14 protein-coding genes, 1 tRNA gene and 1 pseudogene are annotated in these 13340 nt (G+C 56.5%); 12 read left to right on the forward strand and 4 right to left on the reverse strand.

Annotated features, from left to right (window positions below):
• Positions 1-354 precede the first annotated feature (354 nt).
• Both ACR0FE_RS13110 and ACR0FE_RS13115 read left to right on the forward strand, forming a co-directional pair.
• A pseudogene (locus ACR0FE_RS13110) lies at positions 355-489 on the forward strand (excisionase family DNA-binding protein); the annotation flags it as partial.
• A gap of 17 nt (positions 490-506) precedes the next feature.
• Positions 507-1490: a tyrosine-type recombinase/integrase gene (locus ACR0FE_RS13115; RefSeq protein WP_480913146.1), complete on the forward strand. Its 984-nt coding sequence runs from the start codon at positions 507-509 to the stop codon at positions 1488-1490.
• 71 nt (positions 1491-1561) lie between these two features.
• Here the strand turns inward: ACR0FE_RS13115 and ACR0FE_RS13120 are convergent.
• Positions 1562-1638, reverse strand: a tRNA-Pro gene (locus ACR0FE_RS13120).
• 130 nt (positions 1639-1768) lie between these two features.
• The gene (locus tag ACR0FE_RS13125; protein ID WP_480913148.1) at positions 1769-2884 is read right to left on the reverse strand and encodes a THUMP domain-containing class I SAM-dependent RNA methyltransferase; all 1116 of its coding nucleotides are present in this window, start codon (positions 2882-2884) and stop codon (positions 1769-1771) included.
• A 299-nt stretch (positions 2885-3183) separates the two neighbouring features.
• Here ACR0FE_RS13125 and ACR0FE_RS13130 point away from each other — a divergent pair, with 299 nt between their 5' ends.
• Genes ACR0FE_RS13130 through nqrF form a run of 6 tightly spaced genes read left to right on the forward strand, consistent with a single transcriptional unit; the run spans position 3184 to position 9044 of the window.
• Positions 3184-4527, forward strand: coding sequence for a Na(+)-translocating NADH-quinone reductase subunit A (locus ACR0FE_RS13130; protein ID WP_480913150.1), 1344 nt, complete (start codon positions 3184-3186; stop codon positions 4525-4527).
• Positions 4528-4532: 5 nt separating this feature from the next.
• A complete protein-coding gene (locus tag ACR0FE_RS13135; protein ID WP_480913153.1) occupies positions 4533-5741 on the forward strand; it encodes an NADH:ubiquinone reductase (Na(+)-transporting) subunit B in 1209 nt (402 codons plus the stop codon).
• The gene (locus ACR0FE_RS13140; RefSeq protein ID WP_170678859.1) at positions 5734-6549 is read left to right on the forward strand and encodes a Na(+)-translocating NADH-quinone reductase subunit C; all 816 of its coding nucleotides are present in this window, start codon (positions 5734-5736) and stop codon (positions 6547-6549) included. The genes ACR0FE_RS13135 and ACR0FE_RS13140 overlap by 8 nt, the downstream gene beginning before the upstream one ends.
• Positions 6549-7202: an NADH:ubiquinone reductase (Na(+)-transporting) subunit D gene (locus ACR0FE_RS13145; RefSeq protein ID WP_170614094.1), complete on the forward strand. Its 654-nt coding sequence runs from the start codon at positions 6549-6551 to the stop codon at positions 7200-7202. Before ACR0FE_RS13140 ends, ACR0FE_RS13145 begins: the two co-directional genes overlap by 1 nt.
• The gene (gene nqrE, locus ACR0FE_RS13150; protein ID WP_170614093.1) at positions 7202-7810 is read left to right on the forward strand and encodes an NADH:ubiquinone reductase (Na(+)-transporting) subunit E; all 609 of its coding nucleotides are present in this window, start codon (positions 7202-7204) and stop codon (positions 7808-7810) included. The genes ACR0FE_RS13145 and nqrE overlap by 1 nt, the downstream gene beginning before the upstream one ends.
• Positions 7811-7820: 10 nt before the next feature.
• Positions 7821-9044 (forward strand): NADH:ubiquinone reductase (Na(+)-transporting) subunit F, encoded by a 1224-nt coding sequence (nqrF, locus tag ACR0FE_RS13155; RefSeq protein ID WP_170808102.1) that lies wholly within the window; start codon positions 7821-7823, stop codon positions 9042-9044.
• A gap of 44 nt (positions 9045-9088) precedes the next feature.
• Here nqrF and ACR0FE_RS13160 read toward each other — a convergent pair whose 3' ends face one another.
• Positions 9089-10111: a GDP-mannose 4,6-dehydratase gene (locus tag ACR0FE_RS13160; protein WP_480913157.1), complete on the reverse strand. Its 1023-nt coding sequence runs from the start codon at positions 10109-10111 to the stop codon at positions 9089-9091.
• A 177-nt stretch (positions 10112-10288) separates the two neighbouring features.
• On the opposite strand from ACR0FE_RS13160, the gene ACR0FE_RS13165 reads away from it, so the two are divergent.
• Positions 10289-11047, forward strand: coding sequence for a metallophosphoesterase family protein (locus ACR0FE_RS13165; RefSeq protein ID WP_480909399.1), 759 nt, complete (start codon positions 10289-10291; stop codon positions 11045-11047).
• A 61-nt stretch (positions 11048-11108) separates the two neighbouring features.
• On the opposite strand, the gene ACR0FE_RS13170 is transcribed toward ACR0FE_RS13165, so the two are convergent.
• On the reverse strand, positions 11109-11633 hold the full coding sequence (locus ACR0FE_RS13170; protein WP_170614089.1) for a CBS domain-containing protein: 525 nt from the start codon (positions 11631-11633) through the stop codon (positions 11109-11111).
• Positions 11634-11755: 122 nt separating this feature from the next.
• Here ACR0FE_RS13170 and ACR0FE_RS13175 point away from each other — a divergent pair, with 122 nt between their 5' ends.
• The 3 genes from ACR0FE_RS13175 (at position 11756) to nqrM (ending at position 13284) form a co-directional block, all read left to right on the forward strand.
• On the forward strand, positions 11756-11941 hold the full coding sequence (locus ACR0FE_RS13175) for a hypothetical protein (RefSeq protein ID WP_170678855.1): 186 nt from the start codon (positions 11756-11758) through the stop codon (positions 11939-11941).
• A 65-nt stretch (positions 11942-12006) separates the two neighbouring features.
• A complete protein-coding gene (locus ACR0FE_RS13180) occupies positions 12007-13032 on the forward strand; it encodes an FAD:protein FMN transferase (protein ID WP_480913162.1) in 1026 nt (341 codons plus the stop codon).
• A gap of 15 nt (positions 13033-13047) precedes the next feature.
• Positions 13048-13284 (forward strand): (Na+)-NQR maturation NqrM, encoded by a 237-nt coding sequence (gene nqrM / locus ACR0FE_RS13185; protein ID WP_170614086.1) that lies wholly within the window; start codon positions 13048-13050, stop codon positions 13282-13284.
• Positions 13285-13340: the final 56 nt, after the last annotated feature.

A 13340-nucleotide genomic window follows, 5' to 3' on the forward strand; every position in this document is an offset into this window, starting at 1 on the left:
TCGTCTTTTTGTTGTCAGTTGGGCGCAGGATAGCGAGATCAAAAATGAATGGTAGGTCGAAATGAGAGTTGTTGCTTCGACCGGGTCCTAAACTTCAATTTTGACGCGGTAGAAAGGGATACAAGTGGATCACGTGCCATTGGCAGAAAATCACAAGAAAATGGCGCAAGACCAAGAAAGATTGATCATTCAGCGAATTGGTCACGCCTATGCTGAAGTTGGAGATTTGGAGCAGAGAGCCAAACTTTCTTTTGTTTACTTTCAGTGAGTTAAAAGTTTTTCGAAAATCCCAAGCGCATCCGACGTCTAGACCGCTATAGAGTAAATGATTTTGTCAAAATAGAGGAGCGCACTTTGTCACCGCCTTACACACCCAAGTCTCTCGCAGAGCGCTGGAGCTGCAGTTCCGAGACTGTGCGTCAGCTCTGCAAATCAGGCCAGCTCGAATACTTCAGAGTTCGCCGTCAGTTTCGCATCCCGGCACACAAAGTAGAGGAATATGAGCAGTGCAGGAATACAGCATCGGTCGACTCAAAAACCGCTTCGTCGTTGTCTGGCATGAGGAAGATGGACGCAGACGCAGGTATCGTCTTGACGCGGACACCCTCGAAAGCGCGGAGGCCGAAGCCCGTGACGTCCTCCTCGCGCAAACAGCCGGAAAGGATGAACTGACCGTTGCAGCGATTTGGAACGCTTATAGCGTGACAGTCGAGGGCCGGCCGGTGCATGAAAGCATGAAATACACTGGCCGTTCCGTGCTGCCTTGGTTTGGCACTTTTCGTCCGGAACAGATAAGCGTGCGGGACTGTAAAGCCTACATCGCCGATCGACGGCAGGCAGGCATTCAGGACGGCACGATTTGGACGCAGCTTGGCAAGCTAAGGACCTGTTTGAATTGGGCTGAGAAGACTGGGCTGATTGATAGGGCACCCTACATCGAACGACCCAGCAAACCGGCTCCCAAGGAGAGGTATCTGACACGCCCGGAGATTTCACAGCTCCTAGCCGTCGACTGCGCACATCACATCAAGTTGGCTATCTGGCTGATGCTGTCAACGGCAGCTAGAGTAACAGCCGTGTTAGAACTCACGTGGGATCGGGTCGACTTTGAACGCCGTCAGATCAATCTCCGCACTGGCGACGGACAGAGGAAGGGCAGGGCCATCGTCCCGATGACCGAGAGCCTGTATGCTGCGCTTTTGAACGCCCAGAAGGCCGCATTATCTGACTATGTCGTGGAGTGGGCCGGCGGAGCAGTTAAGTCAATCAAGAAAGGCTTCAAGGCGGCCGCTGTCGCGGCAGGCCTACCTGACGTATCACCGCACGTCCTTCGGCACACGGCGGCTGTTCATATGGCCGAGGCAGGTATCTCGATGGAGGAGATTGCACAGTTTCTCGGTCATTCAGACTCGCGGATCACCGCATCCGTCTACGCGCGCTATAGCCCGGAGCATCTGCGTAAAGCAGCCAGTGCGTTGGAGTTTGACTAACGCTCAGGTTCAACGAACCTCGGATCACTGTCTTAAAAACAACAAAGGCGCCCTTGGGCGCCTTGTTTACTTGGTCGGAGTGAGAGGATTCGAACCTCCGACCCCTGCCTCCCGAAGACAGTGCTCTACCAGGCTGAGCTACACTCCGACCGTGGCGGGTGATCTATACCCGGTGAACTGGATGCGCAAGAGGGATTCTAAGGTGGTCGTTCGGAAAAATACTCGAAAAAACCGGTAAAAAACTTCGTCTGAACAATTCACCTGTCGGACAGATAGCATCAGGTCAGTGGATCCGTGCGATACAGGCGAATCTTTGTTCCGCCATGGTCCACTATGGGTCCCGGTGGCAACAGCGGCAGCCGGGTTGCGCGGGCCAGCGACTGGCTGCTGGTTACAATGCCGACTCTCCAGCCGGCAAATCGTGACATCAGCACTTTTCCCATGCTGCCATAAAGGGACCGCAACCGCTTTTCATCGCCAATCCTGCCGCCATAGGGCGGATTGACTATGACCAGTCCCGACGGTCCTTCAGGTGCTTTGATGTCGCTGATTGCGCGGTGCTGAAACCGCGTAATCTGCGCGACGCCAGCGCGTGATGCGTTGGTGGATGCGGCCTCGACCGCCCCGGCGTTTCGATCCGATCCGTGGAACGTCGGAACAGAATCGTGCGGAGGAGCAAGTTGGCGCAGTTTTTCCCATTCGTCGGTGCGGAAAGTTGCAAGCTTTTCAAAGGCAAAGTGCCGCGACCGCCCCGGTGCCAGACCTAAGGCTACTTCGGCCGCTTCGATGACAAAAGTGCCTGAGCCGCACATCGGGTCCAAAACGGGCTCCGTCCCGTCAAATCCGCATTCCCGCAGGAACATGGCCGCCATGGTTTCCCGCATGGGGGCCTTTGCAATCGCTGGTTTGTGGCCGCGCTTGTGCAGCGGATCGCCTGAACTGTCGATCGAGATTGTGCAAATGTCCCTTTCGATCCGCAGCAACACACGTATGTCCGCGTCCGAGGAGATCGGAGCCCCAAGAGTTTCCGAGATCGCTCTTTCGATGCGCTGTCGGGCCGCTCCGGCATGATAAATGCGTGACTTTCGGCTGGTAGCTTCAACCCGGACGGGGAGATCGGGCAGCAGGACGTCAGCCCAGGGAAATTTGCGGGCCCGTTTGTCGAGCTGCGCCAGGTGGATGGCCGGGAAGCTGCCGATCCGCACCAGAACTTTATTGGCGCCTCGAAGGACAAGATTGGCGCGCCATACCTTGACCCAGTTGCCCCGGCAGCTGACGCCGCCCGGCACTTTGCGCGCGTCTGCGAATCCCTGTTCCAGCGCCTCGGCGCAAAGCGGCGCTTCAAGGCCCGGAGTGGCAACCAGAAAGATGTCCAGATCGTCGGAAGTGTTCATATCGGCTGCTTACACCGGAAGAACGGGCAGGGCGATATCCTATTTTTTGGACTTGTTCCGAAAAAACACAGGTTTGTTTCGGTATTGTGACCTGAGAACTTTAATTTAGGCGGTAACAGGTTTGCGTTTGTGGTATTCCCCGCGTAAAGGGACCGGGACCGAAGTTATGCTTACGGAATTCAACCGGTTTCTGGCGCTTTTGCGACAATAATCGTATGAATATCCGCGCTATCCTGTGCCAACCTGATTAAGGTCGGTGATAGCGGGCGCAAATAAGAGGCTTGGAAGAACGTAGCAACATGCAAACTTTCAAACTTAAAAAAGGGTTGGATCTGCCGATAGAGGGAGCGCCCGAACAGAAGATTCAGCCGGGGCCCGAGTTTTCGACGGTTGCCGTTCTGGGCAGGGACTTTGTGGGGCTGAAGCCCAAGATGCTGGTTCAGGAAGGTGAAGTAGTACAGCGCGGCGCGCCGCTGTTTTGCCATAAGGATGCGCCTGATGCGATGATGGTCGCACCGCTCAGCGGTAAGGTCATTGCCATCAATCGCGGCGCCCGGCGCGTGCTCCAAAGCGTCGTGATTGAGGTTTCGGATGTCAACGACACCGGCATCGATTTCTCGGGCACGGGTAACACGGACAGCGCCGAAGGTGTTGCGGCAAAGCTTTGCGCCGCAGGTCTTTGGACCGCATTCCGAACCCGCCCGTATTCGAAGATGCCTGAACCGGGCACCAGACCCGCAGCGATTTTCGTAACCGCAATGGACAGTGATCCGCTGGCAGCGGATGCAGCACTGATCATCGCCGATGCCGGTGATGCCTTTGCCGCCGGGCTCGGCGCGATTTCACACCTGACGGACGGCAAAACCTATCTGTGCCACAAGGATGGTGACACCTTGCCCGGCACCGAATTGCCCGGGGTTGAAGCGGCGGGTTTTTCCGGACCGCACCCCGCAGGCCTGGCCGGAACGCATATCCATTTCCTCGAGCCGCTGGCAGGGGACAAGCGTGTCTGGACGATCGGCTATCAGGATGTGATCGCCATTGGCCGTCTGATGCAGACCGGCCATTTGGACCCGAATATTGTAATTGCGATGTCAGGTCCCGGGGCACGTCAACCGCGCCTGATCCGCACGGTCATGGGCGCATCGACCGATGATCTGACCCGTGACGAGGTCAATGTTGACGGCAGCGCCCGGATCATTTCCGGGTCGATCCTGTCCGGTCAGCACGCCGAGGGTCCGACCGCCTATCTGGGCCGCTTTGCGCGTCAGATTACAATCATTCGCGAAGACGCGGACCAGATCCCGATGGGCTGGATCCGACCGATGCCCTCGAAATTCGCGGTGCAGCCTGTATTGGGCTCGGCCTTTGCCAAAAAGCTGTACGCGCTGACGTCGAACCTGAACGGCGGTCGCCGGGCCATGGTTCCTACCGGCACGTTCGAAGAGTTGATGCCGCAGGATTACCTGCCGACCCAATTGTTGCGTGCTTTGCTGGTGATGGATACAGACACCGCACAGGCGCTGGGTGCGCTGGAGCTGGACGAAGAGGACTTTGGCCTTGTCGGCTTTGCCTGTCCGGCGAAATATGAATATGGGCTGGCGCTGCGCGACTGCCTGACCAAGATTGAAAAGGAGGGCTGATCCGAATGGGTTTGCGCAACTTCTTTGACCGGATCGAGCCGAACTTTACCAAGGGCGGCAAGTACGAGAAGCTTTTCCCCATCTACGAGATGGTCGAAAGCTTCATCTACACTCCGAAAACAGTCACCTCCGTCGCCCCCCACGCGCGGTCTTACGTGGATATGAAGCGGATCATGACTTATGTCGTGATCGCGACGATCCCCTGTATCCTGTGGGGCATGTGGAATACGGGCTATCAGGCCAATTCCGCGATTGCGGCCCTTGGGCCGGACTCAGCCACGGGCTGGCGGATCGCTCTGTTGCAGATGTTTGGCATTTCGCTGGACCCGTCCAGCCTGTTTGCCAACGTGATGCACGGATTGCTTTACTTCCTGCCGATCTACATCGTCACACTTGTCGCAGGCGGTATCTTCGAGGTCATCTTTGCCACAGTGCGCGGCCACGAGGTGAACGAAGGTTTCCTTGTAACTTCAATGCTTTACACGTTAATCATGCCGGCAACCACGCCCCTGTGGCAGGTGGCTTTGGGCATCATCTTCGGTGTCGTGATCGGCAAAGAGGTGTTTGGCGGCACTGGCAAGAACTTCCTCAACCCTGCGCTTGTGGGCCGTGCTTTCCTGTACTTCGCCTATCCGGCGCAGATGTCGGGCGATGCGGTGTGGACACCGGTCGACGGCTTTTCGGGCGCAACGGCGCTGGGGGTAACAGCGGCTGAAGGCGTTCAGGCCCTTGCGGCCGAGGGCATCAACTGGTCCAGCGCGTTTTTCGGAACCATCCAGGGCAGCTTTGGCGAGACATCGACGTTGGCCTGTATCATCGGGCTCGCCTTCCTGCTGATGACCAAAATAGCCAATTATCGCCTGATCGTGGGCTGTTTGGCCGGGACGATCGCGTTTACATGGCTATTGAACCTGATCGGTTCTGACACCAACCCGATGTTTGCGATGCCTTGGTACTGGCATGTTGTGCTGGGCGGATACGCGTTTGGCCTGGCGTTCATGGTGACCGAACCCGTTTCGGCAAGCCACACCAATCTGGGCCGCTATATCTACGGTGCGCTGATCGGTGTCATGGTTGTTTTGATCCGTGTAGTGAACCCCGCTTTCCCGGAAGGCATGATGCTGGCCATCCTGTTCGGTAACGTCTTTGCACCGCTGATCGATCACTTCGTCGTTCAGGCCAACATCAAACGGAGGGCGCGTCGCCATGTCTGATACGCAACCCCAAGAACCCAAGGGGGCAATTGCCCGGTTCCTGGCGGCCTCGCCGGACTCGGTTGGCAAGACGATCTTTGTTGCCGTCGCCGTTTGTCTGGTAGCTTCGATGGTCGTTTCCGCTGCAGCCGTCAGTCTGCGTCCGGCACAGGAAGCGAACAAACTGAAGGACAAGCAGGTCAACGTTCTTCAGGTGGCAGGTGTTTACGAACCCGGCATCAACGTGACCGAGGCCTTCGCTGCGTTTGAGCCGCACGTTCTGGAACTGGCCACCGGCGAATTCGTCGATGACCAGTTTGACCCAGCGACCTTTGACGACATCGCTGCTGCCAGCGATCCCGAACTGAGTGTCGCACTTGATGATGACCCAGCGGGCATTGGCCGCAAGTCCAAGTACCGAGTGATCTACCTGCTGCGGGATGATGCTGGTGAACTGGATAAGGTCATCCTGCCGCTGCACGGCTATGGCCTGTGGTCCACGCTCTATGGCTTTATCGCTCTGGAAAACAACGGCAACGATATTTTCGGCCTGCAGTTCTATCAGCACGGCGAAACTCCGGGCCTTGGCGCGGAAGTGGACAACCCGCGTTGGAAAGCGCTGTGGAATGGCAAGAAACTTCGCGATGACGCGGGCGATCTGCAAATCACCGTCGCCAAATCTCAGCCTGCCGCCGGGCCGGACTTTTATGTCGACGCGCTGGCCGGTGCCACGCTGACCTCTGTTGGCGTCGATAACCTGGTGAAATTCTGGATGGGCGATGCGGGCTACGCTCCGTTCCTGGCCAAACTGCAAGCAGGAGAGTTCTAATGTCTCAGACCAAGAAAGAGATGCTGGTCGACCCGCTTGTCGACAACAACCCGATTACCCTGCAGGTGCTGGGCATCTGTTCGGCGCTGGCGGTGACCTCTTCGCTGCAGGTATCCTTCGTGATGGCGCTGGCGGTGACGTTCGTGACCTCGTTCTCGTCCTTCTTTATCTCGTGCCTGCGCAACCAGATCCCGGGCTCGATCCGGATCATTGTTCAGATGGTGATCATCGCCTCGCTGGTGATCCTGGTGGATCAGGTTCTCAAGGCCTATGCCTTCGAGATTTCGAAAACGCTTTCGGTCTTCGTCGGTCTGATCATCACCAACTGTATCGTGATGGGCCGCGCCGAGGCGTTCGCTATGAAAAACCCGCCTGTCGCGTCCTTCATCGACGGCATGGGCAACGGAATGGGCTATGGTCTGATCCTGCTGCTGGTTGGTTTCATCCGCGAACTGTTCGGGAATGGGTCGCTGTTTGGCGTCACCATTCTGGAGACCGTCAACAATGGCGGCTGGTATGTGCCCAACGGCATGTTGCTGCTGCCGCCGTCCGCGTTCTTTATCATCGGTCTGATTATCTGGGCCTTCCGCACGTGGAAGCCGAACCAGGTCGAAGAACGTGAATACAAAATCCAGCAGGTAGAGGCGCACTGATGGAAGGGCTTATCTCTCTGGCCGTAAAGGCCATCTTTGTTGAAAACCTCGCGCTTAGTTTCTTCCTCGGCATGTGTACCTTCATCGCCGTTTCCAAGAAGATCTCGACCGCGCTGGGTTTGGGTATTTCGGTGATGGTCGTCCAGGCGATCACCGTGCCGACAAACAATCTGTTGCTCAGCTATCTGTTGAAACCGGGCGCCTTGGCCTGGGCCGGGTTCCCGGATGTGGACCTAACCTTCCTTGGGCTGATCTCGTACATCGGCGTGATTGCGGCGATGGTTCAGATCCTCGAGATGATTCTGGATAAGTACTTCCCGCCGCTTTACAACGCGCTGGGGATCTTCCTGCCGCTGATCACGGTGAACTGTGCCATCCTCGGTGGCTCGCTGTTCATGGTCGAGCGTGACTATAACTTTGCTGAGGCCGCCACCTATGGTCTGTCTTCCGGCTTTGGTTGGGCGCTGGCGATCACAGCGATGGCAGGCGTTCGTGAAAAGCTCAAATATTCGGATATTCCGGACGGTCTGCAGGGGTTGGGCATCACCTTCATCACCGCGGGACTGATGGCGATGGCCTTCATGTCCTTCTCTGGCGTGAAACTGTAAGGAGGGCGCAATGGAAACTTTTAGCCTAGGCGTAATCCTTTTCACGATGATCGTTCTGGCGCTTGTCGCCATCATTATGGCGGCACGCTCGCGGTTGGTGTCCACCGGCAACGTCAACATCACCATCAATGGCGAGAAAACCATCTCGGTTCCGGCGGGCGGCAAACTGCTGCAGACGCTTGCGGCCGAGAAATTGTTCGTTCCTTCCGCCTGTGGTGGTGGCGGAACCTGCGCGCAATGCCGTGTGCGGGTGCATTCGGGTGGTGGTTCGATCCTGCCGACTGAAGAAAGCCATATCACCAAGCGTGAAGCTGCTTGTGGTGACCGGCTGTCCTGTCAGGTCGCGGTCAAGCAGGACATGGACATCGAAGTTCCGGAAGAGGTCTTTGGCGTCAAGAAGTGGGAATGCACCGTTCGTTCGAATGACAACGTCGCCACCTTTATCAAAGCGCTGACACTGGATCTGCCGGAAGGCGAGGACGTCAATTTCCGTGCTGGCGGCTACATCCAGATCGAGGCCCCCGCGCACCAACTGGCCTATACCGATTTCGACGTGCAGGACGAGTACCGCGAAGATTGGGACAAGTTCAATCTGTGGCAGTACAAATCCGTCGTGAACGAACCGATCGAGCGCGCCTATTCTATGGCCAACTATCCGGACGAAAAAGGCATGATCATGCTGAACGTCCGTGTCGCTTCACCGCCTCCGGGGTCCGACGGTATCCCACCGGGTCAGATGTCGTCTTACATCTTCAACCTGAAGCCGGGTGACAAGGTCACGATCTCGGGTCCGTTTGGTGAATTCTTCGCCCGCGAAACCGAGAAAGAGATGGTCTTCATCGGCGGTGGCGCTGGTATGGCGCCTATGCGCAGCCATATCTTCGATCAGCTCAAGCGCCTTGAGAATCGCAACCGCAAGATCACCTTCTGGTACGGTGCGCGTTCCAAGAAAGAGATGTTCTTTGTCGAGGATTTCGACCAATTGGCCGAGGAGTTCGACAATTTCGAATGGCATGTGGCCCTTTCGGATGCGCAGCCCGAGGACGATTGGAAAGGCTACACCGGCTTCATCCACAACGTCCTGTTCGAGGAATACCTCAAGAACCACCCGGCACCGGAAGACTGCGAGTTCTACATGTGCGGTCCGCCAATCATGAACCAGTCCGTCATCAACATGCTGCTGGATCTCGGAGTTGACCGCGAAGACATCATGCTGGACGACTTCGGCGGTTAAGAAGAAACCGGCGCAATTAGCGCCGGTTTTTTTGTCCCGCATTTTCAGTCGGCGGGAATTTTATAGTACTGCCGATACCATTCAACGAATTTGGCCAGACCGGTACGAATATCGGTCTGGGGTTTGTAACCGGTCAGGTTTTGCAACAAACTGGTGTCGGCCCAGGTCGCCGGAACATCTCCCATTTGCATCGGCATGTAGTTCCGGATCGCTTTCTTACCCAACGCGTCCTCGATAGCTTCGATGAAATCCATCAGACGGACTTTGTCCGAGTTGCCGATGTTGACGACACGGAAGGGCGCAACCGGTGACAGGCTGTCTCCCTCGGCGATCTCATCTTTGCTGTCAGGCCGCACAGGGGCGGCATCTATCAGCAGGCGAATGCCCCGTACCAGATCCTCGACATAGGTGAAGTCGCGATACATGTCGCCGTTGTTGTAAATGTCGATGGGACGGTCGTTCAGAATGGCATCGGTGAACTTGAAGTAAGCCAGATCAGGGCGGCCCCACGTGCCGTAAACTGTAAAGAACCGGAACATCGTGGTCGGCAGGCCCCACAGATGGGCATAGGAATGACCCATCGATTCATTGGCCTTCTTGGTCGCGGAATAGATGGTCAGTTGCCCGTCGGCCTTGTCGGTTTCCCGGAACGGCATGTCTTCATTCGCTCCGTAGACTGAAGACGTCGAAGCCATTAGAAGGTGCTCTACCTGATGGATCCGGGCAACCTCCATCACATTGAATGTCCCGACGATGTTGGATTCAACATAGCTGCGTGGCGCTTCAAGGCTGTAGCGCACGCCGGCCTGGCCAGCCAGGTGGATGATGACCTCGGGTTTGAAGTCGTCTGCGACCTGCATCAGTCGCTCGTGGTTTTCCAGCATGTCTTCGGTGACCGAAAAGCCCGGCGTTTGCAGCAACATCTGATGGCGACGCTGTTTAAGCGCCACGTCATAATAGTCGGTCATGCCGTCATAGCCATGCACTTGGAACCCTTCGGCCAAGAGGAGTTTTGCCAGATGAAATCCGATAAACCCGGCAGTTCCCGTTACCAAAACTCGTTTCATTAAATCCCCAAAAACCTTTCAAACTACATGGCCGCCTGCGATAAGATCGTCTTTGAACCTGCCAGGCCCAGATCTAACTTTAGCTTGTCATATCAAACGCCCGGCACCGACGGTCAAGTACTGAGCGGGCGGCCCGGGATTGTCGTTGCCAACGGGTCGGGTTAGGGAACGTAGAACATGGTTACGAGCTGGATCAAAGGGTTTATTGGCCGGGCACGGCCCGATCGGGAAACATCCGTTCCCGGAATCGCTCCCGATGAACGGTTTGTCGTAATTGGCGACATTCATGGTCGGCTGGACCTGCTTCAGGCCCTGCTGATGAGGGTTGAGGACGACTGCCCTTTGATCTTTGTCGGGGACTACATTGACCGGGGTGACTACAGTGCACAGGTCCTGCGACATCTGCAGCACTTCGACACAGCAGCAAATAGGCCAGTCGTGTGCCTCATGGGCAATCATGAAGACATGCTGCTGCGATTTCTGGACGAGCCCGGACGCTATGCACATCATTGGTTCCGGAATGGCGGATTCCAGACACTGGCTTCATTCGGGATTACCGAATTTGACCTTCACCCAACAAATGAAATTGCCGAAGCGGTTGCTGGCAAGTTGAAGCAGGTCATGGGCGCGGGCCTGCTGTCATGGCTACGGGACAGACCACTAATCTGGTCAAGCGGAAACGTAACTGTCGTCCATGCCGCGCTGGATCCCGACCTAACGGTGGATGACCAGCAGCGACAGGTCTGTTTGTGGGGGCACCCGATGTTTCCAAGACGACGCAGGGCAGATGGCCAATGGGTTGTGCACGGACACACAATCATAGACCGCCCAAGGGTCAACAATGGCGTTGTCTCGGTCGATACCGGGGCATTTGCAACGAACCGCCTGACAGCAGCTGAAATTTACAGAGGCGGCGTTCGCTTTGTTTCGACCTGATCTGCGTAACTCGGGACGCGGGCCAGTGAAAATGCGGCCCGCAACCCGGAAAGTCACTTGGTCAACCGACGATCATCTGCTTCATGCGCAGCGCTTCGTATTCCAGTTCCTTGAGACGGAAGTGAACAACGTCGCCAATCGTGATGACACCGCGCAGGTGGCCATCACTCAGAACCGGCATGTGGCGGAAACGTCCATCGGTCATTGTCTTCAGAACATCGTTCAGCAGGTCTTCGGGCGAACAGGTCTTGACGTCCTTGGTCATAAGATCTTCGACCGACTGCGGCAAAGTCTGACCGGGGGTATCCGCCATGCGCCGTACGATATCGCGTTCTGACAGAATGCCTTGCAGGGTTCCGTTCTGATCGGTCACGACCACTGCGCCGATTCTTTTTTCCTTCAGCAGTTCCACTACCGAATGAATCGTATCGGCGGGACGCACCGCAAACACCGCATCACCTTTACCCTCAAGCAGCTTGGCCACGGTCGTTTGCGTATGCGACAGGTTCGAATCCGCTGACTGGCTATAGGTCGCAGAACCAGATTTGTCGCCGCGTGTGGGGGGCTGATAAGAGCTTGGGGCCATGGGCAATCTCCTCTTTTTATCCGAGATGGCTGTCTTTTCACCTTACCGCAGCGAACCGACCTGTATAGGGTGCAAATGCCCTGATCCCGGAAAATTGCTGACAAACAAGGAATCCCGACCCGTTGACAGACCTTTATCTGACACCGCCGCTGGCTGCGCTGATCTTTTTCGCCGTCGTGGTGTGTGGTCACAATTTCCGAATGGCGTGGAAACAGCAGCAGGCGGGATGGCAAAAACGGGCCTGGCTGTTTGGTGTACCTGCCGGGGTCGGATTGCTGGTGCTGGGTTTTCTGCCGCTGAAACTGTGATGTCGATTTGACTCTGTAATGGGGCGCTGGCATATGCCCGGCTAGGTTTTCCAGGGAGTTCCCCGATGCGCCATCTGCCTGTTCTGGCTTTAGTTCTGTTTGTTTCCGGCTGTTTGTTTGACAAGGAACCCGAAGTGGTCCGTCTGTCGGGCGAAACCATGGGAACAACATTCAACATCACCGCCATTGGCGAAGATGTGGATGAGGAAGCCCTGGCCGCAGCCGTGCAGGAAACACTGGCCGCAGTGAACGCCAAGATGTCCAACTGGGATCCCAACTCAGAGGTTTCGACATTTTCAGCTTCGACCGACACTTCGCCCGTTCCGGTCTCGGACGAGTTCGCTCTGGTTTTGTCCGCCGCTGACGATGTGCATGAAAAATCCGGCGGAACCTTTGACGTGACTCTGGGCCCGCTGATCGAATTGTGGGGGTTTGGCCCGCGCAAGCCCGAGGACCCGGTGCCGTCGGATGCTGAGATTCAAGCCGCTCTGGAAGGTGTCGGGCAATCCCGGCTGCTGACCTTGGACCGTGACGCCGGAACGCTGGCCAAATCCGATCCGGCAGTGGGCATCAACCTGTCGGCTATCGCCAAAGGCTATGGGATCGACGCGGTGGCCGAAACCCTAAGCGAGGCGGGGATCGAGAACTACATGGTCGAGATCGGTGGCGATCTTGTAACCAAAGGCGAAAATGACAAGGGTGAGGTCTGGCGCATCGGGGTCGAAAAACCCGAAGCGGGCGGGCAAAACCTGCAACTGATCGTATCACTGAACGATCTGGGCATGGCGACCTCGGGCGATTACAAGAACTTCTTCGAACAGGACGGTGTGCGATATTCCCATATCATCGATCCCACGACCGGACGACCGATCACACATCGCACCACCTCGGTCACCGTACTGGCCGAAAATGCGATGATGGCGGATGCGTGGGCGACGGCAATGCTGGCGCTGGGGCAGGAGAAGGGGCTGGAACTGGCCGAAAAGCATAAACTTGCCGTGTTCTTCATCTCTCGGGATGTGACAGGCGGCGAAGATGCCTTTATTACTGTTCACAGTACCGCGTTCAAAGACGCTTTGGGCACCAACTGACAGGCAGGACCTGAGATGAGCACATTTATTCTGGCCTTCGTATTACTGCTGATCATCATGGTCGGGATGTCGCTTGGCGTCATGCTGATGGGCAAGACGATCAAAGGCAGCTGCGGCGGCCTGAATGCAATCTCGGGCGCGGACAAATGCGTTGTGTGCAAAAAAGACGTCGACCCCAACAGCCCGCTGCGGGACCAGTTGCAGTGCAAACGCGCCAAAAAAATGCTCGAACAGATGGAACGGCAAGCCTGATTGAAGTTTGGACTTCGCTCTTGGGCAGGAAATAGCTAAGCAGGTCCCGGATCAAA

This window comes from Ruegeria sp. K7, from assembly GCF_056531785.1.